We start from the raw sequence: 23,119 nt of genomic DNA on the forward strand, positions 1-23,119 counted from the left end.
GACATAGATTATAGGTTGAGCAAGCAATTGCTGAAAGAAAGATCGATTTTGGCGACCGCTGCGTTTTTCTGACGACACACTACCTGATCCAATCGAGAGTTTTCACTCGGTGCAGCCTCCTGGAAGAAACGAAGGCAGGGTTGCGCAATGGTCGTCCCGACCCAGCGCCGGAGGGGCGCTCGGGCGAAGCTATCATATGCGTTTCACAATGTTTCTAAAGCGTAATTCGGTCCGGGAGTGCATCCCGCCGCTAGGCATTCGCTGCGCGATTGCGGCCGCCGGAATCGGCGCCACCCCAGATGCGGCCGGGCGAACCGATCCATCCGCTCGACATGGCGTCGAGTCATTTAAGGCAAATCTTCCTGCGGTTGTGTTTTGTCTTGTTCCTGCAGCACTCATCGCGTCGCCTGCATGCGACGCTTTATCGCAGCGAACGCTTAACTTCCACTCGCACCGATATTCCTACCCGTCCCGCTTGCGGGATCGGCGGCGCGGCCTATGTATTTTTCGTGCGGGAATGATGGGCAACCTGCATCGGGTGTGAAGCGCCTCGGCCGGGCCTGCAGACGCGCTTGACCCTGATCGTATCGGACTACAGTCATTTTATCTTGGGTGTACGGTTCATTCTTTTCCTCGAAAGGAAATACAGACATGGAAAGCGCAGGCGTGGGTTGGATCGCGGCAATCGTCATCGGCGGCATCGCCGGTTGGCTGGCCGAAAAGTTCATGAACAGCAGCATGGGCCTGCTGATGAACATACTGCTCGGCATTGTCGGGGCTATCGTCGCCAATGCCATTCTGTCGGTCTTCGGCGTGGTGCTCGGCGGCTGGCTGGGCTATCTGATTGCGGGCTTCGTGGGAGCCTGCGTTCTCATTGCGGTGGGCCGAGTGATCCGCAGGTAAGCCTGCTATAGACAAAAGGGCCGGGCGCCGTAGCGCCCTGCCCTTTCGCGCGATGAGGCTGCAGTTTACCTGCGGCTCATCAATCCGAACAAATAGGCGACCCCGGCGGTCACGGCGAGCGCGAAGAGCGGCTCCTCCCGTACCTTGTCGCGCACGCGTTCCGTCACGACCGACGCTTCGTCGGCAACAGCACTCTTGGCACCCTGCCCCAGCGCAATCACGCTTTCGGACAAGCGGGCAAGGTCTTCGCGCAAGGCTGCGACCTGTGCGGAAAGATCGTCTGCTGCAACGTCCGCCTTCACGCGCGCGGCTGTGGACTGGGCGGAGGCGGTTTTCATGTCGGCCATAGTCTGCTCCTGTTTTTTCGGCATGCTGTTCAACGAAATGACCCTGCCAAAGGTTCCGAAGCGCGGCATCTTTTGTTGTGCGGGAAGGCTGCGAAACGCATGCCGCTATAGCGCAGATGTTTTCGCGCGATAACCCTTCATTTCCTGACAGGTTTGCTCTAAGGAACGTCGAATGCCTTAGCCCGAGAACGGGCGAATAGAATGCGAGGTTTGCGTTTCGATGTTCGATATTCTGCGACGAGCTGCCCAGACCTGGGTTGCCAAGCTCCTCATGCTGCTCCTGGTCGCCTCCTTCGGCATATGGGGTGTTTCTCATTCCCTGCTGACCGGCAGCAACAGCACGACGGTCGTGACCGTCGGCGATCAACATGTTGATGTGAACGAGTTCCGCCTCGCCTATCAGCGCCAGGTGGCCAATCTCAGCCAGCAGTTCGGCATGCGTCTGACGCCCGAACAGGCCCGCGCATTCGGCGTTGAACAGCAGGTTCTTGCACAGCTTGTTGCCGGCGCCTCGCTGGACCAGCTGGCAGACGAGATGAACCTCGGCCTGTCGCAGGATCGCCTGGCGCAGCTGATCGGCGAGGATCCGGCCTTCAAGGCCGTCAACGGCCAGTTCGACCGGTCGCTGTTCACATCGCGGCTGCGCAACGCCGGCATCCGCGAGGACGATTATATCAAGGAACGCAGCAAGGTCGCCGTCCGCAGCCAGATCGTCGATGCCGTTTCGAACGGCTTTACGGCGCCGAAGACGCTCGTGGATGCGCTGAAGCTCTACCGCCAGGAAAGCCGCGGCGTCGACTATCTGCTTCTGACCAATGCCAACATCGAACCGATCAAGGCACCGGCGGACGACGTGCTTGCCAAGTGGTTCGAGGGCGCAAAGCCGCGCTTCCGCGCCCCTGAATACCGTAAGGTCGCCTACCTCAAGCTTCAGCCGGACGATATCGCCGATGTTGCCTCCGTTACGGACGATCAGATCCGCGAAGATTTCGAGAAGCGCAAGGACAGCTACCGGACGCCGGAAACCCGCACGATCGAACAGCTGACCTTCCAGAACAAGGACCTGGCCAATGCGGCCGTGAACGCGCTGAAGACCGGCACCACGTTCGACCAGCTGGTGACCGACCAGGGCAAGACGGCGAGCGACGTCCTCCTCGGCGAATTCGCCAAGGACAAGGTACCCGATCAGGCCGTGGCCGATGCCGCCTTTGCGGTGTCGAAGAACGGCGGAACGACACCCGTCGTCGACGGCACGTTCGGTCCGGTGATCCTGCGCATCAGCAACATCAAGCCGGAGAGCATGAAAACCCTGGACGAGGTCAAGGAAGAGATCCGCAAGCAGCTGGCAGTCTCCAATGCCTCCCAGGAACTGATCAACGTGCATGACCAGATCGAGGACCTGCGCAGCTCCGGCTCGACGCTCGAGCAGATCGCGACGCAGCTGAAGCTGAAGGCCGTCGTCATCGACGCCGTCGATGCGACCGGTCTCGACAAGGGTGGCAACGAGGTCAAGGACATCCCGGCCAGGCAGCAGGTGCTCGCCGCCGCCTTCCGGACCGAAGCCGGTGCCGATGTGCCGTCGCTTTCCATCGGGACGGATGGCTACATGTGGTTCGATGTCCGCGACGTAACGCCGGAGCGCGACCGTCCGCTGAGTGAAGTTCACGACAAGGCGATTGCCGACTGGACCGCCGAACAGCAGAAGGCCGAACTCGCCAAGAAGGCCGAAGAGCTGAAGCAGCAGGCGCAGAAGGGCACGTCGCTTGCCGATATCGCTGCCCCGCTCGGCATCACCGTCGAAAACAAGAGCGGCATTACGCGCGGCATGGATGACGCGGTTCTCGGAAGCGCCGGCGTCAGTGCCGCCTTCTCCGGTCCTGTCGATACCGTCGCCAACGCCATTGGCAACGACCCGACGACGCAGATTCTGCTCAAGGTCACGGAAGTCAACACCGAGCCGACGGGCGACGTTCTGAACAACCAGGACCAGCAGATTACTGCGATGGCGAACGCTGCAGGCGATGATATCCTCGACCAGATGGTAAACCTGCTGCAGACTCAGTACGGCGCATCCATCAACCAGCCGCTCGCCGAACAGGCAGCCGTCCGCTAAGGGGAGCGAAACAGCATGACCGATCTGAAGCCGCTTCTGGCCAAGGCTGCAAGCCGCGAGCCTCTGACCCGTGAGGAGGCCCGCCAGGCCTTCGACATCCTGATGTCCGGCCAGGCAACGCCTTCGCAGATCGGCGGCTTCCTGATGGCGCTCCGCGTTCGCGGCGAGACCGTCGACGAGATCGTCGGGGCCGTGACGACGATGCGCTCCAAAATGCTGACCGTCGACGCACCCGCGGACGCCATCGACATCGTCGGCACGGGCGGCGACGCGAGCGGCACCTACAACATCTCGACGCTGGCGGCGCTCATCGTCGCCGGCGCCGGGGTTCCGGTCGCCAAGCATGGGAACCGGGCGCTCAGCTCGAAATCCGGCGCCGCCGATAGTCTTGCGGCGCTCGGCGTGAAGCTGGACGTTACCCCGGAGATCATCTCGCGCTGCATTCGCGAGGCCGGTGTCGGCTTCATGTTCGCCCAGCAGCACCACTCCGCAATGCGACACGTCGGTCCATCCCGCGTCGAGCTCGGCACGCGTACCATCTTCAATCTGCTTGGCCCCCTTTCCAATCCGGCGGGCGTTCGCCGTCAGTTGCTTGGTGTTTTCGCACCGCAGTGGGTGGTGCCTATCGCCGAAGTGATGCGCGATCTCGGTTCCGAAAGCGTTTGGGTCGTCCACGGCGACGGACTGGACGAGATCACCACAACGGGCAGCACCAGCGTTGCGGCGCTCGAAGGCGGCAAGATCAGAACGTTCGAGTTGTCGCCGGCCGATTTCGGTGTTGAACCCTGCCGGCTCGACGCCATCAAGGGCGGTGACGGCGTCGTCAACGCCGCTGCGCTGCGCGACGTGTTGAGCGGCGCAAAGAATGCCTATCGCGATATCGCTCTTGCCAATGCCGCGGCTTCGCTGGTGATTGCCGGCAAGGCCGAGACGCTCCGCGACGCCATGCGGCTTGCCACAGAATCACTCGACAGCGGTGCGACGGCCTCGGCTCTCGACAAACTCGTGGCCGTGTCGAACGATATCGACTAGAGCATTTCCGCTTTTCATTGAATCGCGAAAACGCTCTATTTTGCTTTCACGCAATTCAGGACGCAAAACCTCTACGCATTTTTGCTGGAATTGCTCTAGGATACAGCCATGACCGACATTTTGCAGAGGATCGAACTGTACAAGCGGGAAGAGATCGCCGCGGCGAAGGCAAAGGTCTCGCTTGCCGATCTCAAGTCCATGCAGGCCGATCAATCCCCGCCGCGCGGCTTCTACAAGTCGCTGGTCGCAAAGCGCGATGCCGGCCAGTACGGCCTGATCGCCGAGATCAAGAAGGCAAGCCCGTCGAAGGGGTTGATCCGTCCGGATTTCGATCCGCCGTCGCTGGCAAAGGCCTATGAGCTTGGTGGCGCAGCCTGTCTGTCCGTGCTCACGGATACGCCGAGCTTTCAGGGCGCGCCGGCGTATCTGACGGCAGCGCGCGCAGCCTGCACGTTGCCGGCGCTGCGCAAGGATTTCATGTTCGAGACCTATCAGGTGCAGGAAGCCCGCGCCTGGGGTGCCGATTGCATCCTGTTGATCATGGCGTCGCTGTCCGACAGCGATGCCGAGCGTCTGGAGGACGAGGCCTTCGGCCTGGGCATGGACGTGCTCGTCGAAGTGCACGACGCGGAGGAGATGGAGCGGGCATTGAAGCTGTCGTCGCCACTCGTCGGTATCAACAACCGCAATCTTCGGACCTTCGAGGTCAGCCTCACCGTCAGCGAAACGCTCTCCGCCATGGTCCCCGACAACCGGCTGCTGGTTGGCGAAAGCGGTGTCTTCACCCATGACGACTGCAAGCGCCTTAAAGCCTTCGGCATCAACACCTTCCTCGTCGGCGAGAGCCTGATGCGCAAGGACGACGTGACGGCGGCGACGCGCGCACTGCTCTTCGGGCAAGCCGCCCTGGCGGCCGAGTGACATGAGCGGCGGCAAGTCCGGGCTCACCCATATCGACCCGTCCGGAACGGCGCATATGGTCGATGTCGGCGACAAATCCGATACGGTCCGCGTCGCAACCGCCGAAGGCCACGTGAAGATGGCGCCCGAGACGCTTTCGCTGATCCGCGAAGGCAATGCGAAGAAGGGCGACGTCATCGGCACGGCCCGCCTTGCCGGCATCATGGCCGCAAAACAGACGAGCAATCTCATTCCGCTCTGCCATCCGCTGATGCTGACCAAGGTATCGGTCGACATCACAGAGGACCCCGCCCTGCCCGGCCTGCGCATCACGGCAACCGCGAAGCTGACCGGCAAGACCGGTGTCGAGATGGAGGCTTTGACCGCCGTTTCAGTCGCCTGCCTGACGGTCTACGACATGGCCAAGGCTGCCGACAAGGCGATGGAGATCGGCGGCATAAGACTGCTCGCGAAATCCGGCGGCAAGTCCGGCGACTTTCGCCATCCGGAGCATTCCAGATGAGCCTGTTACCCGTGGCCGACGCAAAGGAGCGCCTGCTCTCCAGGGCGAGACCGGTCGTTGCCGCCGAAACTGTTTCGCTTGCCGAGGCGGATGGCCGGGTTCTCGCCGCCGATCTTGTGGCGCGGCTGACGCAGCCTCCCTTCGACGCTTCTGCGATGGACGGGTATGCGCTTCGGCGGGAAGATGCTCCTGAGCCGGGGGCAGATCTGAAGCTCATCGGGACATCCGCTGCTGGCCATGCTTTCGATGGCGTGGTGGGCCGAGGCGAGACCGTTCGCATCTTTACGGGAGCCCCCATTCCATCAGGTGCCGACAGTGTACTGCTTCAGGAAGACGCGGAAAAAATCGAAGGCGGTATCCGCACGACGTTTCCGGTGCGCCAGGGCCAGCACATCCGTCCGCGCGGACAGGATTTCGTCGAGGGCGAAGCCGTGCTTTCGGCCGGCACGATCCTCGATTTTTCGCGGCTGACGGTTGCCGCCGGCATGAACCATGCGGCGATCGAGGTCCTGCGCAAACCGCTGGTGGCGCTGCTTGCCACAGGCGACGAGTTGCTGCCCCCCGGCAGCGTGCCGGCCCCGGCTCAGATCATCGCATCCAGCACCTTTGGCATTGCAGCGCTTGCGCGCAATGCCGGCGCCGAGGTGCTGGATCTCGGCATCGTCCCCGACGACACCGCAGCGATTGCCGCCGCTGTCCAGCGCGCCCGGGAGGCGAAGGCCGATGTCATCGTGACGCTCGGCGGGGCGTCCGTGGGCGACCACGACCTCGTGCAGGCAACGCTGCTTGGCGTCGGCATGCAGCTCGATTTCTGGCGCATCGCCATGCGGCCGGGAAAACCGCTGATGGTCGGCAGCCTCGGCGGCACACATGTGCTCGGGCTCCCCGGAAATCCGGTGTCCAGCCTGGTCTGCGGCGTGTTGTTCCTCGAGCCGCTGATCCGCAAACTCGCCTCGCTGCCGCCCGTCGGGCGCGACGCGACGGCGGAGACATCCGTCACCCTCAAAGCCAACGATCAACGCCAGGATTATGTGCGGGCGCGGCTGCTGACCTCCTCCACGGGCATGCTGATGGCCGAGCCGTTCGGCAAGCAGGATTCGTCGATGATGAAGATCTTCGCACAGGCCGACTGCCTGATCGTGCGGCCGCCGCATGCACCGGAACTGCCGGCCGGCGGCCCATGCCCTGTCCTGCTGCTTCGGGCCGGCCTGACCGGCTGAACGTCGACCGTTTCGCCTTGCATCTCCGCCCCACGGCCGCCCGGAGTTGGATCGGGCGTTGCACCGCACAGCCTGCCATAGACGCACCTCGACCTTCACGCGGCTGGCTTCCCCGTGGTTTGACCATGCCTGCCTACTCGGACGGGGCGCGGAAATTGCCGCGTTGGAGTAAAAATATATGGCGCTTCCCAGCGCCCCGTTCGGCGGTTTATGCCCGCAACTCCGGTCTCTCTGCATTCCCCTCCTAATTTTCGCGGGGGAGACGCTTGCGCTGGGGACCTTGTGTGCCGCACAAGCACGTCCGGAGCTCAGGCGCAGAGCGCCGCCGTCTCCGGAGGGGGACCATTTTCTGCAAAACCCGGTGCCTGAGGTTTTGCGTCCTCCCCCCACGCCCCGCGCAGATCCCGCCTCGCCGCAACGCCTTGCGGTGTATCCGACGACGGGACGCGGAGATTATGGATACGGGTGCGGGGAGCGGAGATGATCGGGCGCGATATTTCGGATAAATAATTGATTATGTTCACTCTTCCTTGCAGGACCATCCTCCTCATTCGGGTGCTCTTCACGTCGTCCCTACGCCCACACCAACCTCATTCCTGTGCTCGTCACAGGAATCCAGTGCGCCCAAGTCCTTGGGTGCGGAAAATGCTTTGTCCGACGACAAAAGGACGTGTCATTCGCGGCGGCGACGCGCCGTGGCTGGATTCCTGTGACGAGCACAGGAATGAGGTGGAGATGGTGGATGAGGCCCTGTCAGTCGAGGAAAAGGTGGCAGGGGCCTTGTCCAGGTTACTGAATCTGCTCAACGAACGTCAACATCCCTCCCTCATTCCCGTGCACGGCACAAAGCGAGAGTGGAGGTCGCGAACCGCGATCGGCGCCCGACCCGGCGGCATTCATGCTAGGATGCTGCATCAGAGTCATGGAGACGAGTGATGGAGACGCAGCGGACGGTTCGCGATACGCAGAGCATGCTTGCGGGCATGACACCGACCCTCGCGCCAGGGGAATTCGTGTTCTGCACCACCGTCGACGAGCCGCTGGCCGTGCGTGGGAGCGTGGTTGCCCTGGCATGGTTTCGCGAGGCCGAGGGCGTGTCGCTCATTCTTGGCCGTGACGATGCGGCCGCGTTCGGCTTCGACTGCGGCGTGCCGATGCGCCGCATCGTTCTCGAAGTCTTCTCGTCGCTGGAGGGCGTCGGCCTTACTGCCGCGGTGGCTTCGGCGCTAAGCCGGGCGGGTATTGCCTGCAACATGGTCGCGGCCTATCACCACGACCACGTCTTCGTTCCGTCGGACAAGGCCGGCCCGGCAATGGAGATCCTCAAGGCGTTGCAGGCGGCCGCGTCCGCGACCTGAGTGCGTTCTCAACCCGCAAAGTCGATGGTGAAGATGCCGCCGAGCGTTGCCCCGCCCCCGGAGCCATTGCCGAAATCCGGTACCGGATATTCGGCCACGAGGCGCAGTTTCTCCTGCGGCAACGGCGTCCTGCGGGGATCGCCGATCAGTACGTCGATGCCCGCTGCCCGGCAATTGCCGAGAAAGGCGAGCATCCTGGTCGCAAGGCCTTGCTCGTAAAAGACGTCGCCGGCGAGAACGAAATCCACGTCGGGGGGCGCAGCGGACAGAAGATCGGCATGCAGCACGTCAACGCGGACGTCATTTGCCGCGGCGTTGAGGCCGATTGCCGCGATCGCGTTGGGGTCGATATCGGCGGCAGAGACGCTCGCCGCGCCGCACTTCGCAGCCGCGATCGCAACGATACCCGAGCCCGCGCCGAGATCGAGGACGCGGCGGCCGCGTACGCATCCCGGTTCGCTGAACAGGTGATTGGCCAGCACCGTGCCGCCGGCCCAGCCGTAGGCCCAATAGGGTGGCGGATCGTCCGCGTTGCCGGCTCCGAGCCGGGACAGGCCGCTTGCCGGATGCGCGGTATAGAGGAGGATATCCGGCAGCGTCGGCGCGGGCCTGAGATGCAGATTGGCAGCGATGAAAGCTCTGATGTCCGCGATGGACGGCTGGAGGCTCTCGTCGCAGCGCCGACGTGGCATCCCCTCGTCCACGCCCGGCCCCCGGGTCAGTAGTTCTTCATTGCGAGATGCGGCATTCCGCCATCGAGAAACTCGTCGCCATAGGCGGTGAATCCGAAGCGTTCGTAGAGTGCCACCTTGTCGCTCTGGGCAGTCAGGTAGAAGCGGTTGTCGCAAGCCCCACGGTGCTCGTTCATCGCGTGGGCAATCATTGCGCTGGCAATGCCGTGGCCGCGCGCGGCCATGTCGACGGCAACACGGCCGATCTTGACGTGCTCGCCAGCGTGGACAACGCGCAGGGTGCCGCGAACCTCACCGTCCATCACCGCCACGACGTGGTGCGCGGTCAGGTCATCGCCGTCGAACTCCTCGTCGGGCGGCACCTTCTGCTCGACGACGAAGACGGCACGCCGGAGCCTGAAGGCTTCGTTGCAAAGGGTGCTGAAGACCGGAACCGTCAGAACCACTGCATCTGCCATCGCATCCTCCTTGCCGTCCTCGGCTGCTGGGCTCAGCCCTTCTTCTTGGCGAACTTGGGCTTCGGACCGTTGCCCGGCTTACCCTCGAACTTGGGCTTACCCTCGAACTTGGGTTTGCCTTCGAATTTCGGCTGGCCTTCGAACTTGCCCGGCTTCTTGGCCCAGGGCTTGCTGTCGCGCTCGCCGGCGGCGGGTGCCGCATCGCTGCGCGGACCCTTCTTGAAGCCGTCCTTCGGACGTTCGTCGCGGCGGTCGTCGTATGGCTTCTTGGCGGCGTAGGGCTTGGACGGCGCGGACTTGTTGAAGTCGGGCGTACCGTTCAGCTGAGTCACGCGGATGCCGCGTTCCAGCGCCTTGTTCGGGCCGATCGACTGCAGGAAGGCGTCGGCGCTGTCGGCCGCGATCTCCACAAAGGTCTCGTCCTGCTGCATCTTGATCGCGCCGATTTCACGCTTGGTGACGTTGCCGTTGCGGCAGAGCATCGGGATCAGCCAGCGCGGCTCGGCATTCTGCTTGCGCCCGACGGAGATGGAGAACCACACGCTCGAACCGAAATCGTCGCGCGGACCTTTCTGGCTGGGCTCACGCGGGCCATCGGCGTTGTCGCGACGCTTGCGAGGTCCATCCTGTACCGAAACCTCGATCAGGTCCTCGGGCGCAGATTGGTTGGACCGGTAGAGACTGACGAAGGCCGTCGCGAGCTTCTCGGCCCCGTGGGCGGCGAGAAGGCGCTTGACCAGATCCTGTTCTTCCTCGCGGGGTGCCTCCTCGAAAATCGGATCGGCCAGCAGACGTTCCTCGTCGCGCGCTGTAACCTCTTCGGCGGATGGCGGGCGGGCCCAGGCTGCCGAGATGCCGGCATTGTCGAGCAGACGCTCGGCCTTGCGGCGGGCGTTGAGCGGCACGATCAGTGCGCTGACGCCCTTGCGGCCGGCACGACCGGTACGACCGCTGCGATGAAGCAAGGTGTCGGAATTGGTCGGCAGGTCCGCATGGATGACGAGATCGAGGCCTGGCAGGTCGATGCCGCGGGCGGCGACGTCGGTTGCGATGCAGACGCGGGCGCGGCCGTCGCGCATCGCCTGCAGCGCGTGGGTACGCTCGCTCTGCGTCAGCTCTCCCGACAGGGCGACGACGTTGAAATTGCGATTGTGGAAGCGGGCAGTCAGGTGATTGACTGCGGCACGCGTCGAGCAGAAGACGATCGCGTTGGTCGCTTCGTAGTAGCGAAGGACGTTGATGATCGCATTCTCGCGGTCGCTCGGGGCGACGGCCAGTGCACGGTATTCGATATCGACGTGCTGCTTTTCTTCAGCCGTCGTCGCGACGCGCACGGCGTTCCTCTGGTAGCTCTTGGCAAGCTTGGCAATGGCGGCCGGGACCGTTGCGGAGAACATCAGCGTGCGGCGGTCATCGGGCGATGCTTCGAGAATGAACTCGAGGTCTTCGCGGAAGCCGAGGTCGAGCATTTCGTCGGCCTCGTCGAGCACGACCGCCTTCAGGCGCGACATGTTGAACGCCTTGCGGCGGATGTGGTCGCAGAGGCGGCCGGGCGTGCCGACGACGATATGAGCGCCGCGTTCGAGCGCACGGCGCTCGCTGCGGATATCCATGCCACCAACGCAGCTGACGATCACGGCGCCGGTCATCTCGTACAGCCATTCCAGCTCGCGCTTGACCTGCAGCGCCAGTTCGCGCGTCGGCGCAATCACCAGAGCGAGCGGCTCGGCGGCGGGCTCGAAGCGCTCCTCGCCTTCGAGCAGCGTCGGCGCCAGCGCCAGACCGAAGGCAACGGTCTTGCCGGAGCCGGTCTGGGCGGAAACGAGCGCATCCGAAGCGGCGAGAGCCGGGTCGAGCATGGATTTTTGAACCGGGGTCAGATCGGTGTAACCGCGCTTGACCAACGCCTTGGCGATCGCCGGAGCGACGCCGCTGAAATCTGTCATCTTGTCTGTCTTTCGGAATTTTCAGGCGTATCGCACGCCGTGGCCGGAGCTTGCCGGTTGAAAAGTTGCGCTGTTCCTACTTCGTCAGGCGGCAAATGTCAAAGCGGATGTCCTTGCCACAACCAGACATCGACACTTTCGGCTCTTCCGCGAATTGCTGCCGCCTCCGGACCGTCCAGCCGGCCGGAGTGCAGCGGTGCCGCGTCCGGACCAGCAGCCTGCATCAACGCCGTGCTCAAGGCCAGCTCGACGCGGTGCGCCGCGGCCACTTCCATCAGCCGGCTTGCGACGTTCACCGTATCGCCGGTCGCCGTAATCTGCTGGCGGGTGCCGGTGCCGAGACGCGAGGCGACGACCGGTCCGCAATGAGCCCCGACCTTGAAGCCGATCGTCCGGCCAGCGAGCACGGGATGGACGGAAAGCCAGCCGCGCATCCGGCGGCAGAGGGCGACCGCGCAGGCAGCCGCCCGCGCCGCGTCGTCACCGGCTGCGTGCGGCAAACCAAACAGAATCATGGCGCCATCCCCCATGAAGCTGGTGATCGCGCCGCCGTGGGCGCGTGCCTCGTCGTCCAACAGTTCGAAGAAGCCACTCAGCACTTCGCGGACGTTCGTCACGCCGATCGCCTCGCTCAGTCCGGTGAATCCCGACAGGTCGACGAAGACGACGGCTGCGTCCTGCCGGACGGGCTCCTGAAGAAAGTTCGGGTCGCGCGCCAGCCATTCGCCGAGCCCGGGCGCCTCGATACGCTGCAGCAGGTCGCTTTCCGCTGCGAAGCGCGTGGCCCGGATGCGGTCGAACCACAGCTCCATGGCACCGAAAAGAAGCACCGGAGGCAAGATCGCGGCCACAGGCAATGCCGCGCTGAACCAGTAGCCGTGGGCAAACGCCAGCAGGTTGAGCGCCGCCCAGGTCAGTGCAACGGCCGCAATGGTCGCGTATCCGAGCGCGCTGCGGCGCCATGCGAGAAGACCGATCAACAACACCGGCAGGGCAACGGAAGCGGTGGCATCGAGCAAGCGGACCGCGTGGTCTCTGACGAGAGCGTCGCCGGCGATCAGCTGCGTTATCGCGGTGGACATCACCTCCACCCCCGGCAAAACGGGATCGAACGGCGTCGGGAATACGTCGCCGCCGCCGGTAACGGTGGATCCGATGACGACAACCCGTCCTTCCACCGCCTTGGCCGGCAATTTGCCTTCAAGTGCGTCAGCGGCGCTGTAGGTCGGGATCGTGCCATGCGGGCCGTAGAAGGTCAGCGGCAGCCGCTGCCCGCCATCGGTCGGCAGGTGACGGTCGCCCAGCGACAGTCCAGCCGGCGAGAAAGCCGGATTGATCCCGAGCGCGATCGATGCTGTGCGCAGCGGAAAAGACTGGTCGACACGATCTGCGCCGCGCGAGATGAGGGGAATATAGCGCGGCGTTCCGGTCTGATCGGTGGAGACGTTGACGACACCGGTTGCAGCTGCGTCGGCGAAACGGTCAAGCGGCAGCAGCATCTGACTCGCGATGGGGATCGCCGCCAGCGGATCGTTGTCGTCGCGTATCACCGACTGGGTACTTTCGGGAAAGACGCCGGCCGCGGCGATGACGCAGGGAACCTGTCTGAGTGCAGCGGCAAGGGCGTCATCGCCCTCCTCAGGTCCCGGATCGACGAGAAGAAGGTCGAGCGCCACCACTTTCGGCTTCAACGAGGCGATGACATCGATCAGGCGGGCAAGCGTTGCACGGTTCAGTGGATAGCCATTGGTCGACGCGGTGCGGTTGTCGATGGCAACGATGCTGACGATCGGCGGCGGCGTCCTCGTCCCGAGAGCAAGGCTCCTGAGATCGGTCAGCGACGCCTCGATGCGATCGAGGAAACCGGCTTTGCCGCCGAGATGCATGTAGCCGAGCGTGCCGCCCCAGACGACGGCGACGACCAGCGCTGTGGCAATCAGAAGCCTCCTGGACTGCATGGGCGACTACTGGCCGAGCCGGGCAAGCAGGGCTGCCGCGCGCGCCGGCGGCCAGCGGCGAACCGTCAGCGGGCCAGTGCCTGCCGTAACGTCAACGCCCTCGCCTACCGACAGGACCACGGTCTGCCGCGATGCGAGCCGGCCAACGGCTACACGGCCGCGGACGACAAAGACGGCCGTCGTGCCATTCTTCACGTCGACAGCCCAGCGCGTCCCGCGAACGGCCGCGATCGCCTGCGGCGTCAGCACCTGGAAGCCCCGAGCGCGCCTCGCGCCATCGACATCGACGAGCACGGCCTTGTTGCGCAGCGATACTGCATCCGGACGGCCATCTCGATTGCGGTCGATGAGATTGAAACGCGCGCCACCCTCGGCCGTGATGGTAACACCATCGGCACAGCGCATGATCTGGCGGGAGGTACCCCCCACACGCTCCATCGTGCATCCGCTCGATTGCGCGGACGCGCGCCCTGGCGCCAGAAGCAGGGCCGCGGCGAACGCCGCCGAAAGAGCAATGGGAAACCACGTATCGATCCGCATGAACGCCCCCGTCATGACGCCGGTGCGAACCGGCGCGGCCATAATACGCCGATTGTTTCACAACGCATGCTAAAAACATGCCTCGCCGCAGGCTGGGATCACGGGGGGCCTACGTCTGGATCGGCACGCCCGTGTAGCGCGCCCTTGGGCGGATCAGATGGCCAGCCAAAACCTGCTCCATCGCATGCGCCAACCAGCCCGTGGACCTGGACAGCGCAAAGACGACCAATGGCGCATCGAGTGGCAGATCGAAGGCAGCGGCCATCGCCGCCAGCGCGAAATCGATATTGGCGGCCTCGCCCAGCAACTCCTCGCCGGTCTCGGCCAACGCGACATAAAGCGCCGGAACCTCGAACGCCGCCATGATCGCCCTGGCGCGCATGTCGCCCTGCGGATAAAGCTGGTGACCGAACGGCCTCACGACGCCTTCGGTCGCCAAGGTCGCTCGAATTGCCTCCCGCGCGCCGAGGGTTCCGGCCTGTTCGGCAAGGCGCACTGCGCTTTGCCACGCACCACCATGGCGCGGGCCCGACAACGTCGAGAGGCCTGAAAGCGTGGCTGCCGCAAGCGAAGCACCCGAAGACGCCGTCACCCGCGCAGCAAAGGCAGAGACATTCAACTCATGCTCGGCGGCCAGCACCAGGGCGCGGCGAATCGGATCTGCCGCCTCCGGCCGTTTCCAGCCGCGTGCCAGGCGCTCATGCATCGGCGCGTCGTCGTTTCGCCCAGGCGCCAGCGCCACGGCGACAGTAGACAGCACCTTGGCGGCCTCTGTTGCGAGAGCGGATCGCGAACGACCGAGAGCCGGCAGATCGACGGCCGCGCGCTGGGCAAGCCTTACGAAGGCCTCCGATATCCGGGGGGACGTTTCGTCACGAGCCTCTCCGGGATCCAATCCGATCGCACCCGCATCCCAGAGAAGCGCCGCCGTCTCCTCCAGCGTGGCATGCTCCGCCCAGGCGGCGGCATCGTGTCCGCGATAGTAGAGGCGCCCTTCCACGATCGTGGAGATCGCCGAGGGCAAAACCGGGTCGCCCCACTGGATCGTCTCCGCCGCGACTGTCTCGGCCTTTCGTCGCCCTGCATGCCGCTCCGCAAGGCGCGCGACGTCGGCGGCATTGTAGAGGCTGCGGCGCGGGTCGGCGGGATCGGCCTTGGCGCGAATGCGGCCCCGGCTGACATTGGCGTACAGCGTCTGCGGCTTGGTTCCGAGTTTCTCAAGCGCCATTTCCGTCGAAAGCCAGGACATCGCTCACACATTGATCTATTGCGTCAAGATTGACGTCAATTAATCTAGGTCCGATCCTTCATGCCGTAAAGGAGAAACACCATGAAGAACGGCTTGGAAGATGTCATCGCTGCGGAAACGCAGCTCTCTGATGTGGACGGGGAAGCGGGGCGACTGATCATCCGCGGGGTATCGCTCGACCATTTGGTCCTCACACAGACCTACGAGAGCGTTGCAGCACTTCTGCTCGACGGACTGACGGAGAAGCATTTCGACGGCAACCAGTTGAGACCAAAGCTCGGCCAAGCGCGGGAGAGCGTTTTCGCCCACGTCGCTGCCGCCGACGCGGCGTTGCTGGCGCTGCCGCCGGTCGATGCCGTGCGAGCGCTGATTGCCCGGTTGGCGGACGGCGAGGATTTCGACACGGCGCTGCAACTGATGGCTGCGCCAGCCGTGTTCCTGCCCGCCATCCTGCGGCTTCAGGCCGGCGGACAAGCCCTGGAGCCCGATCCGTCCCTGACCCATTCCGCCGATATCCTTCGCATGCTGACCGGAGTCCGCCCAAGCGCCGAGCAGGTGGCTGCGCTCGATGCGTATCTGGTGACGATTTCGGACCACGGCCTCAACGCCTCGACATTCGCCTCGCGGGTCATCGCCTCCACCCGGGCCGGCCTCACCTCTTCGGTTCTCGCCGCGATCAGCGCGCTCAAGGGGCCGCTGCACGGCGGCGCACCCGGGCCGGTGCTCGACATGTTCGACGAGATCGACTGTGAGGAGAATGCGCATGCGTGGCTTGGGAATGCGCTCGACCGCGGCGAGCGGCTGATGGGTTTCGGCCACCGCATCTACCGCGTTCGCGATCCGCGCGCCGACGCGCTGAAAGGCGCGCTAAAGCCGCTCATCGCCACGGGCCAGGTCGACAGCCGCCGCATCGCGCTTGCGGAGACCGTCGAGCAAGCCGCCATCGCCATCCTGCGGGAGCGCAAGCCGGACCGGCCCCTCGACGTCAACGTCGAGTTCTACACCGCGCTTTTGCTGGATGCGCTGGGCTTTCCGCGAGAGGCGTTCACCGGGGTCTTTGCGATCGGCCGGACCGTCGGCTGGATTGCTCATGCCCGCGAACAGGCGCTGAACGGCCGGCTGATCCGGCCGCGATCGGTCTATGTCGGGCCGCTGCCGCAGGCGGCATAGCTCCTCAATCCTGTGGCGATCGGACAGCTTTCGAGAGCCGGCAAGGCGATAAACGAAAACCCCGCAGCGTTGCTGCGGGGCGAACTCTTGCCAAACCGAAAACGATGTCTGCTCAGACCAACCGGCTCTGCTCGGTCGCCGCTTCGATGAAGCTCGCAAAGAGCGGATGCGGATCGAGTGGACGGCTCTTCAGTTCCGGGTGGTACTGGACGCCGATGAACCAGGGATGATCCGGATACTCGACGGTTTCAGGCAGCACGCCGTCCGGCGACATGCCGGAGAAGACGAGGCCGCAGTTTTCCAGCCGGTCCTTGTAGTCGACGTTGACTTCGTAGCGGTGACGGTGGCGCTCGGAGATATCGGTCGATCCGTAGATATCCGAAATCTTCGTGCCCTTCTTCAAGGCCGCCTTGTAGGCGCCAAGGCGCATCGTGCCGCCGAGGTCTCCAGCCGCGTTGCGCTTCTGCAGCTCGTTGCCCTTCACCCACTCCGTCATCAGGCCGACAACCGGTTCCTTGGTCGAACCGAATTCCGTCGACGAGGCATTCTCGACGCCGGCGAGGTTGCGGGCAGCCTCGATGACCGCCATCTGCATGCCGAAGCAGATGCCGAAATACGGCACCTTGCGTTCACGCGCAAAGCGGGCCGCATGGATCTTGCCTTCGGAGCCGCGCTCGCCAAAGCCGCCTGGAACCAGGATTCCGTGAACTTTCTCGAGGTACGGCGCCGGGTCTTCCTTTTCGAAGACTTCCGATTCGATCCACTCGAGGTTGACCTTGACGCGGTTGGCGATGCCGCCGTGGTGCAGCGCTTCGATCAGCGACTTGTAAGCATCCTTGAGGCCCGTGTACTTGCCGACGATTGCGATCGTGACCTCGCCTTCCGGCGTGCGGATGCGATTGCAGACCTCTTCCCACTGATCGAGGCGGGGCTTCGGCGCCGGTTCGATGCCGAAGGCGGCCAGAACCTCGTTGTCGAGGCCTTCCTTGTGGTAGGCGATCGGCACGTCGTAGATGTTGGCAACGTCGAGCGCCTGGATGACGGCCGACGGACGCACGTTGCAGAAGAGCGAGAGCTTGCGGCGCTCGGCTTCCGGAATTTCACGGTCGGCGCGAACGAGCAGGATGTCCGGGTGAATACCCAGCGCCTGCAACTCCTTGACCGAGTGCTGCGTCGGCTTCGTCTTCAGCTCGCCCGCTGCCGGAATATAGGGCATCAGCGTCAAGTGGACGTAGATCGCGGCGCCGCGCGGCAAATCGTTGCCGAGCTGGCGGATCGCCTCCATGAACGGCATCGCCTCGATGTCGCCGACCGTCCCCCCGATCTCGCAGATCACGAAATCATAATCGTCGTTGCCTTCGACCACGAAATCCTTGATCTCGTTGGTAACGTGCGGAATAACCTGGACGGTTGCGCCGAGGTAATCGCCGCGGCGTTCCTTGTCGATGATGTTCTTGTAGATTCGGCCGGTGGTGATGTTGTCGGTCTTGGTCGCCGAACGCCCTGTAAAGCGCTCGTAATGGCCAAGATCGAGATCGGTTTCCGCACCGTCGTCGGTGACGAAGACTTCGCCGTGCTGGGTCGGGCTCATAGTGCCCGGGTCCACGTTCAAATAGGGATCTAGCTTGCGAAGCCGCACCCGATAACCACGGGACTGCAGCAACGCTCCGAGAGCCGCGGCCGCAATTCCTTTACCGAGAGAGGAAACCACGCCGCCAGTGATGAATACGTATCGCGCCATGGGAGCCACCGGATACCTTTTCAAAAACGATTCCACCAGCCCTAAAATTCATTTCCTGAACTTTAGGGCTTTAATTTTCACAGCATTCTCGTTGCATCGTCGATGCATGTGCTGCGTGGCGAAATCTGAACAAAAGAAAACCGGCAGACCCGAGGGCCTGCCGGCGGTTTAAGTCTTCTGCCGCTTACTGCCCGCTGGGGACGGTCGCGGGAGCCTGCGCCGGAGCAGCCGGCGCGGTCGTCTGCGGTGCTGCCGGAGCAGTTTGAGTGGCGGGTGCCGCCGGAGCAGCTGGCGCTGCAGGAGCCGTTGCGGCGGGAGCGCTTGCTGCCGGTGCCGCAGGGGCGTCGCCGCCGGTCGGAACGCCGTTGCCCTGCTGGGCAGGCGCCGTTGCCGGAGCGGCAGCGCCATTCTGGCCGCCGAGCGAATCAAGAATGCCGTTGCCCTGCCCGCCCGTTGCCGGAATACGGTTCAGGATGTCCGTCGGGCGCGCTTCGTAGCGGTTCAGGATGCCGAGACCGAGGGACGTGATGAAGAACAGCGTCGCAAGGATCGCGGTCGTGCGGGTCAGCGCATTGGCCGTACCGCGGGCAGACATGAAGCCCGAACCGCCGCCGATACCGAGACCGCCGCCTTCCGAGCGCTGAATGAGCACGACGCCGACAAGCGCCAGCACGATCATGAGATGAATGACAATCAATACGGTCTGCATGGGTCCAGTCCTGCCCGCGCAAAGCAGGCATAAAGTAAAATTCTGGCGCTCTTTACATGAGGTAGTCGGCTATTCCAAGCCCTTGGGGCCGGAATATACACGGCCCTAAGCAAGTAGCGCTTCGTATGCGCCGTAGATGGCGAGGAAATCCGTCGCTTTCAAGCTCGCGCCACCGATCAATGCGCCGTCGACGTTCTCGACGCCCATAAGCTCCTTGGCATTGCTGGGCTTGACGGAGCCGCCGTAAAGGATGCGGATCTTCTTGCCGTTGGCGCCAAAACGGGCGACCAGTTCCGAACGCATGAAGGCATGCGCCTTCTCGACGTCCTGCACGGTCGGCGTGACACCGGTTCCGATCGCCCAGACGGGTTCGTAGGCGATCACGGTGTTTTCAGGCGTGGCGCTTTCCGGGACGGACGCGGACAGCTGGCGCTTGACGATATCGAGCGTCTGGCCCGCCTTGCGTTCGTCCGCCGTCTCGCCGATGCAGATGATGGCCGTCAACTCCGCTGCAAACGCGGCTTCCGCCTTGGCGCGGACGAGATGGTCGGTCTCGGCGTGGTCGGTGCGGCGCTCCGAATGGCCGACGATGACGTGGGTGCCGAAGCAATCTGCGATCATCTCGGCGGAAATATCGCCGGTATGAGCCCCCGAGGGGTTCTGGTGGCAATCCTGTGCACCGATGGCGAGCGGGCTATCCGTGCACAGTGCGGTGGCGACGTAAAGCAGCGTGGCCGGCGGGCAAATCAGCGCTTCAACCTTCGCGGAAATGGGGCCGTCTACGCCCGCGGCAATCGCTTTGATCTGGTCGAGTGAGGCACGCGTGCCGTTCATTTTCCAGTTTCCCGCCACAAGCGGGCGCACGTCAGGGGTCATGCCAGCCTTCCCAATTTTTCCGTATCCAGCGGCCTTAGCAAAAGCCTACGGCAATGAAAAGGTTTTGGACCCTTACCTAAGGGAAATAAGGGCGATTTGCAGCGCAAATGCTTAAAATTGGGGTGCGGCATTGCCTAAAGTCCGATCGCCCGATGGGACGGCACTCCCCCGCCCCCTTCGGTTCAGGAGGCCAGAAGCCAGTTCAGGGCGCGTCGCCAGTCGATCATGCGGATCGGCGTTCCGTGATTGCCGGTCTGGTAAAGGGTGAAATGCGCGGGATAGCCCGCCTTGTGGAGCTTCTCGTACAGCGCCTGCTGGTCGCCTGCCGGGTAGACCGGATCGCGGCTGCCATGGACGAACCAGAGCGGCAACCTTGCCCTGTAGAAGGCGCTCTTGATGAAATCGGGATCGGAAACGCCGCTCATGATTACCATGCCGTTCAGTCGCTTGACGCTGTCCGCATCACGGCTGACGCCCCAGCAGACCTGGCTGCCCATCGAGGCGCATGCCAGGAATACCGGCTTGCCGGGAGATTGCTGGCTCGCGTAGCGGATCAGGCCGGCGATTGCAGCGACGCCATCGCTGTCGAACGTCTTGACCGTCGGCGAGTAATAGACCCCGTCACTGCCGGCAACCAGGTTCTTCAGGCGATTGAAGTTGCCGCCGAACGTATAGTCGTTGGCTCCGAGCCGCCGGTCGCCGTTTCGCCCGTGGACGAAGATGACGGTGAAGGCCGCACCCGCAGCCTGTCCCACCCTGGTGACATCGAGCCTCTGCCCGTCGAGCGAGAGGGTCTCGTCGGCCTGGACCTTGCGGACGCCGAGCGATACGTACTTCTGCTGTGCGCGCTTTTCAGGGATCTGGTCGCGGCCGTTGATGTCACGCATTTCGTCGTATTCGATGACGTCGAAGGCACCGTCGTCGCCGGTCTGCAGGACTTTTTGTGTGGAAAACAGATCGTCCTTGTAGGGCGGCAGGCGGTCGGCTGACCTTGCTTCTCCGGTCGCCATCATGAAAAAGGCCGCAATTGCGGCGATAGTGGTGCAATGACTTGTGGACATTCGCATGCGCATGGTTCCCTGGGGCCTATGGCCGCTTGCCATTCCGCCACCTTCAACGCAAACCATTTCGTGAGAAAGTCCGCCGGATAAAGCGGCGTCGCGTATCGAGGTGCTTTCTGGCAAACTTTGCCTGATTCGCAAACGTGACATCAAATGCGGTGATTTTGGGTCAGGCCCAGGCGTAAGCAGCTTGCCCACGACAGGATAAAGATCTGAACGGCCCCATGGACGATAGCAACGACCTCTTTTCCGGATTGCCCCTGACAGCAAAGCAGGAGGATGCGCCCAAGGCGACCGAGCCGGCTGCAAAGCCTGCACCGGCTGCATCTGCGGCGCATTCCGCCTCCACTTCTGCCGCGATGTCGCGACCGGCACCGACGAGTTCGGCCTCCGAGGACTACGGAGCCGCCTCCATTCGCGTTCTGGAAGGCCTCGAGCCCGTCCGCATGCGTCCCGGCATGTATATCGGCGGCACCGATGAGAAGGCGCTGCACCACCTGTTTGCCGAAGTCATCGACAACTCGATGGACGAAGCGGTGGCCGGCCACGCCAATTTCATCGAAGTCTATCTCGATCTCGAAGGCTATCTGACGGTCAGCGACAACGGGCGCGGCATCCCGGTCGAGAACCATCCGCAGGTTCCGGGAAAGTCCACGCTCGAAGTGATCATGACCAAGCTGCATGCCGGCGGCAAGTTCGACGGCAAGGCCTACGAAACGTCCGGCGGCCTGCACGGCGTTGGCATCTCGGTCGTCAACGCGCTCTCCGACGTGCTCGAAGTGGAGGTGGCGCGCAACCGCAAGCTCTATCGTCAACGCTTCTCCCGCGGCCTGCCCCTGGGCGGACTGGAAGAGCTCGGCGACGTGCATAACCGGCGCGGCACGCGCACCCGGTTCCATCCCGATCCGCAGATCTTCGGCGAACACGCCAAATTCGATGCGGGGCGCGTGTTCCGCATGGCGCGCTCGAAAGCCTACCTCTTCGGCGGCGTCGAGATTCGCTGGAGCTGCGAGGAAGGCGTCCTCCCGCCGGGTTCCGACATCCCCGACAAGGCGGTCTTCCACTTCCCCGGCGGCCTGAAGGATTATCTCCAGGCGACGATGGGCAAGGAATTCACCGTCACCCGCGAAATCTTCGCAGGCAAGACCGAGAAGACCAGCGGCCACGGCTCGCTCGAATGGGCGATCACCTGGTATGGCGGCGACCCGCAGGTTCATTCGTATTGCAATACGATCCCGACGACCGAAGGCGGCACGCACGAGGCGGGCCTGCGCATTGCGCTGACCAAGGGCTTGAAGAACTATGCCGAACTGACGCAGAACAAGCGCGCTGCACAGATCAACACCGACGACGTGATGATCTCGGCTGTCGGCATGATCTCGGTGTTCATTCGCGAGCCCGAGTTCGTTGGCCAGACGAAGGACAAGCTGGCGACGGTGGAGGCCCAGCGCATTGTCGAAAACGCGTTGCGCGACCCGTTCGACCACTATCTTGCCGACAACCCCAACGAGGCGGCCAAGCTGCTCGACTGGGTCATCGAGCGCGCCGAGGAGCGCTTGCGCCGTCGCAAGGAAAAGGAAGTCAACCGCAAGACCGCCGTGCGCAAGCTGCGCCTGCCGGGCAAGCTTGCCGACTGCGCGCAGAACACCGCACAGGGCGCCGAACTCTTCATCGTCGAAGGTGACTCGGCAGGCGGATCCGCCAAGCAGGCGCGCAACCGCGCCAACCAGGCCATTCTTCCGCTGCGCGGCAAGATCCTGAACGTCGCCAGCGCCGGGCGCGAAAAGCTCGGCGCCAACCAGCAGCTTGCCGATCTCATCCAGGCACTCGGATGCGGCACACGCTCGAAATATCGTGAGGAAGACCTTCGCTACGAACGCATCATCGTCATGACCGATGCCGACGTCGACGGCGCCCACATCGCTTCGCTGCTGATCACGTTCTTCTACCAGGAGATTCCGGAGCTCGTGCGCGGCGGCCATCTGTTCCTCGCCGTGCCACCGCTCTACAAAATCACGCAGGGCGCCAAATCCGCCTACGCCCGCGACGACGCCCACCGGCAGGAGCTGATGGAGACGGAATTCAAGGGCAAGACGAAGGTCGAGATCAGCCGCTTCAAAGGCCTCGGCGAGATGCTCCCGGCGCAGCTCAAGGAAACCACCATGGATCCGCGCAAGCGAACGCTGCTGCGTGTGCTGATCGACGAGGTGGATTTCGAGGGAACCCGCACGGCAGTCGACGACCTCATGGGTACGAAGCCGGAAGCCCGCTTCCGGTTCATCCAGGATCGCGCCGCGTTTGCCGAGAATCTCGATATCTGACG

At 63.7% G+C, this 23,119-nt stretch carries 21 protein-coding genes; 10 read left to right on the top strand and 11 right to left on the bottom strand.

Translation table 11 applies throughout. The annotated features are described in order from the left end of the window. Window positions 1-299: 299 nt before the first annotated feature. A complete protein-coding gene (locus tag ASC97_RS33965) occupies window positions 300-521 on the top strand; it encodes a hypothetical protein (RefSeq protein WP_156390368.1) in 222 nt (73 codons plus the stop codon). Between the two features lie 130 nt (window positions 522-651). Beyond that, complete coding sequence (locus ASC97_RS12785) at window positions 652-903, top strand: GlsB/YeaQ/YmgE family stress response membrane protein (protein WP_057468703.1); 252 nt, start codon at window positions 652-654, stop codon at window positions 901-903. A gap of 65 nt (window positions 904-968) precedes the next feature. On the opposite strand, the gene ASC97_RS12790 is transcribed toward ASC97_RS12785, so the two are convergent. After that, window positions 969-1,250 (bottom strand): hypothetical protein, encoded by a 282-nt coding sequence (locus ASC97_RS12790; protein WP_057469344.1) that lies wholly within the window; start codon window positions 1,248-1,250, stop codon window positions 969-971. A gap of 220 nt (window positions 1,251-1,470) precedes the next feature. Here ASC97_RS12790 and ASC97_RS12795 point away from each other — a divergent pair, with 220 nt between their 5' ends. The 6 genes from ASC97_RS12795 to ASC97_RS12825 all read left to right on the top strand — a co-directional run bounded on the left by ASC97_RS12795 (window position 1,471) and on the right by ASC97_RS12825 (window position 8,396). Next, a complete protein-coding gene (locus ASC97_RS12795; RefSeq protein WP_057468704.1) occupies window positions 1,471-3,363 on the top strand; it encodes a peptidylprolyl isomerase in 1,893 nt (630 codons plus the stop codon). Between the two features lie 15 nt (window positions 3,364-3,378). Then, the gene (gene trpD / locus ASC97_RS12800; RefSeq protein WP_057468705.1) at window positions 3,379-4,395 is read left to right on the top strand and encodes an anthranilate phosphoribosyltransferase; all 1,017 of its coding nucleotides are present in this window, start codon (window positions 3,379-3,381) and stop codon (window positions 4,393-4,395) included. Between the two features lie 108 nt (window positions 4,396-4,503). Beyond that, the gene (gene trpC / locus ASC97_RS12805) at window positions 4,504-5,316 is read left to right on the top strand and encodes an indole-3-glycerol phosphate synthase TrpC (RefSeq protein WP_057468706.1); all 813 of its coding nucleotides are present in this window, start codon (window positions 4,504-4,506) and stop codon (window positions 5,314-5,316) included. A gap of 1 nt (window position 5,317) precedes the next feature. Further along, window positions 5,318-5,818, top strand: coding sequence for a cyclic pyranopterin monophosphate synthase MoaC (gene moaC, locus ASC97_RS12810; RefSeq protein WP_057468707.1), 501 nt, complete (start codon window positions 5,318-5,320; stop codon window positions 5,816-5,818). Continuing rightward, window positions 5,815-7,038: a molybdopterin molybdotransferase MoeA gene (locus tag ASC97_RS12815; protein WP_057468708.1), complete on the top strand. Its 1,224-nt coding sequence runs from the start codon at window positions 5,815-5,817 to the stop codon at window positions 7,036-7,038. The genes moaC and ASC97_RS12815 overlap by 4 nt, the downstream gene beginning before the upstream one ends. 935 nt (window positions 7,039-7,973) lie before the next feature. Then, entirely contained in the window at window positions 7,974-8,396 is a 423-nt protein-coding gene (locus ASC97_RS12825; protein WP_244481455.1) for an ACT domain-containing protein, read from the top strand. A gap of 8 nt (window positions 8,397-8,404) precedes the next feature. On the opposite strand, the gene ASC97_RS12830 is transcribed toward ASC97_RS12825, so the two are convergent. The 6 genes from ASC97_RS12830 to ASC97_RS12855 form a co-directional block, all read right to left on the bottom strand. Next, window positions 8,405-9,088 (bottom strand): class I SAM-dependent methyltransferase, encoded by a 684-nt coding sequence (locus ASC97_RS12830; RefSeq protein WP_057468710.1) that lies wholly within the window; start codon window positions 9,086-9,088, stop codon window positions 8,405-8,407. Window positions 9,089-9,114: 26 nt separating this feature from the next. Then, complete coding sequence (locus ASC97_RS12835) at window positions 9,115-9,546, bottom strand: GNAT family N-acetyltransferase (protein WP_057468711.1); 432 nt, start codon at window positions 9,544-9,546, stop codon at window positions 9,115-9,117. A 32-nt stretch (window positions 9,547-9,578) separates the two neighbouring features. Next, a complete protein-coding gene (locus tag ASC97_RS12840; RefSeq protein ID WP_057468712.1) occupies window positions 9,579-11,492 on the bottom strand; it encodes a DEAD/DEAH box helicase in 1,914 nt (637 codons plus the stop codon). Between the two features lie 98 nt (window positions 11,493-11,590). Beyond that, window positions 11,591-13,450 (bottom strand): CHASE2 domain-containing protein, encoded by a 1,860-nt coding sequence (locus tag ASC97_RS12845; RefSeq protein WP_057468713.1) that lies wholly within the window; start codon window positions 13,448-13,450, stop codon window positions 11,591-11,593. A gap of 6 nt (window positions 13,451-13,456) precedes the next feature. Beyond that, window positions 13,457-13,984 carry a FecR domain-containing protein gene (locus ASC97_RS12850; protein WP_443216746.1) on the bottom strand — a complete coding sequence of 176 codons (528 nt, stop codon included), beginning with the start codon at window positions 13,982-13,984 and terminating at the stop codon, window positions 13,457-13,459. A 115-nt stretch (window positions 13,985-14,099) separates the two neighbouring features. Continuing rightward, on the bottom strand, window positions 14,100-15,239 hold the full coding sequence (locus tag ASC97_RS12855; protein WP_057468714.1) for a citrate synthase: 1,140 nt from the start codon (window positions 15,237-15,239) through the stop codon (window positions 14,100-14,102). An 81-nt stretch (window positions 15,240-15,320) separates the two neighbouring features. Between ASC97_RS12855 and ASC97_RS12860 the strand changes: the two genes are divergently transcribed. Next, complete coding sequence (locus tag ASC97_RS12860) at window positions 15,321-16,409, top strand: citrate synthase/methylcitrate synthase (protein WP_057468715.1); 1,089 nt, start codon at window positions 15,321-15,323, stop codon at window positions 16,407-16,409. Between the two features lie 112 nt (window positions 16,410-16,521). Here the strand turns inward: ASC97_RS12860 and ASC97_RS12865 are convergent, their stop codons facing one another. The 4 genes from ASC97_RS12865 to ASC97_RS12880 form a co-directional block, all read right to left on the bottom strand. Next, window positions 16,522-18,150: a CTP synthase gene (locus tag ASC97_RS12865; RefSeq protein WP_057468716.1), complete on the bottom strand. Its 1,629-nt coding sequence runs from the start codon at window positions 18,148-18,150 to the stop codon at window positions 16,522-16,524. 184 nt (window positions 18,151-18,334) lie between these two features. Next, window positions 18,335-18,859 carry a preprotein translocase subunit SecG gene (gene secG / locus ASC97_RS12870; RefSeq protein ID WP_057468717.1) on the bottom strand — a complete coding sequence of 175 codons (525 nt, stop codon included), beginning with the start codon at window positions 18,857-18,859 and terminating at the stop codon, window positions 18,335-18,337. A gap of 105 nt (window positions 18,860-18,964) precedes the next feature. Continuing rightward, window positions 18,965-19,735, bottom strand: coding sequence for a triose-phosphate isomerase (gene tpiA / locus ASC97_RS12875; protein WP_057468718.1), 771 nt, complete (start codon window positions 19,733-19,735; stop codon window positions 18,965-18,967). Window positions 19,736-19,917: 182 nt separating this feature from the next. Continuing rightward, window positions 19,918-20,802 (bottom strand): phospholipase, encoded by an 885-nt coding sequence (locus ASC97_RS12880; RefSeq protein ID WP_057469347.1) that lies wholly within the window; start codon window positions 20,800-20,802, stop codon window positions 19,918-19,920. Between the two features lie 218 nt (window positions 20,803-21,020). Between ASC97_RS12880 and parE the strand changes: the two genes are divergently transcribed. Continuing rightward, window positions 21,021-23,117, top strand: coding sequence for a DNA topoisomerase IV subunit B (gene parE / locus ASC97_RS12885; RefSeq protein WP_057468719.1), 2,097 nt, complete (start codon window positions 21,021-21,023; stop codon window positions 23,115-23,117). Window positions 23,118-23,119: the final 2 nt, after the last annotated feature.

The organism is Rhizobium sp. Root1203, assembly GCF_001424945.1.
Lineage (GTDB): Bacteria > Pseudomonadota > Alphaproteobacteria > Rhizobiales > Rhizobiaceae > Rhizobium.

Coding starts and splice junctions, on each gene's coding strand:
- trpC (WP_057468706.1), top strand. CDS start 4,504: ATGACCGACATTTTGCAGAGGATCGAACTGTACAAGCGGGAAGAGATC.
- ASC97_RS12840 (WP_057468712.1), bottom strand. CDS start 11,492: ATGACAGATTTCAGCGGCGTCGCTCCGGCGATCGCCAAGGCGTTGGTC.
- ASC97_RS12835 (WP_057468711.1), bottom strand. CDS start 9,546: ATGGCAGATGCAGTGGTTCTGACGGTTCCGGTCTTCAGCACCCTTTGC.
- ASC97_RS12845 (WP_057468713.1), bottom strand. CDS start 13,450: ATGCAGTCCAGGAGGCTTCTGATTGCCACAGCGCTGGTCGTCGCCGTC.
- ASC97_RS12825 (WP_244481455.1), top strand. CDS start 7,974: ATGGAGACGCAGCGGACGGTTCGCGATACGCAGAGCATGCTTGCGGGC.
- moaC (WP_057468707.1), top strand. CDS start 5,318: ATGAGCGGCGGCAAGTCCGGGCTCACCCATATCGACCCGTCCGGAACG.
- ASC97_RS12790 (WP_057469344.1), bottom strand. CDS start 1,250: ATGGCCGACATGAAAACCGCCTCCGCCCAGTCCACAGCCGCGCGCGTG.
- ASC97_RS12815 (WP_057468708.1), top strand. CDS start 5,815: ATGAGCCTGTTACCCGTGGCCGACGCAAAGGAGCGCCTGCTCTCCAGG.
- ASC97_RS12795 (WP_057468704.1), top strand. CDS start 1,471: ATGTTCGATATTCTGCGACGAGCTGCCCAGACCTGGGTTGCCAAGCTC.
- ASC97_RS12880 (WP_057469347.1), bottom strand. CDS start 20,802: ATGCGAATGTCCACAAGTCATTGCACCACTATCGCCGCAATTGCGGCC.
- secG (WP_057468717.1), bottom strand. CDS start 18,859: ATGCAGACCGTATTGATTGTCATTCATCTCATGATCGTGCTGGCGCTT.
- ASC97_RS12855 (WP_057468714.1), bottom strand. CDS start 15,239: ATGTCCTGGCTTTCGACGGAAATGGCGCTTGAGAAACTCGGAACCAAG.
- ASC97_RS12865 (WP_057468716.1), bottom strand. CDS start 18,150: ATGGCGCGATACGTATTCATCACTGGCGGCGTGGTTTCCTCTCTCGGT.
- ASC97_RS12860 (WP_057468715.1), top strand. CDS start 15,321: ATGAAGAACGGCTTGGAAGATGTCATCGCTGCGGAAACGCAGCTCTCT.
- trpD (WP_057468705.1), top strand. CDS start 3,379: ATGACCGATCTGAAGCCGCTTCTGGCCAAGGCTGCAAGCCGCGAGCCT.
- ASC97_RS12785 (WP_057468703.1), top strand. CDS start 652: ATGGAAAGCGCAGGCGTGGGTTGGATCGCGGCAATCGTCATCGGCGGC.
- tpiA (WP_057468718.1), bottom strand. CDS start 19,735: ATGACCCCTGACGTGCGCCCGCTTGTGGCGGGAAACTGGAAAATGAAC.
- ASC97_RS12830 (WP_057468710.1), bottom strand. CDS start 9,088: ATGCCACGTCGGCGCTGCGACGAGAGCCTCCAGCCGTCCATCGCGGAC.
- ASC97_RS33965 (WP_156390368.1), top strand. CDS start 300: ATGCGGCCGGGCGAACCGATCCATCCGCTCGACATGGCGTCGAGTCAT.
- parE (WP_057468719.1), top strand. CDS start 21,021: ATGGACGATAGCAACGACCTCTTTTCCGGATTGCCCCTGACAGCAAAG.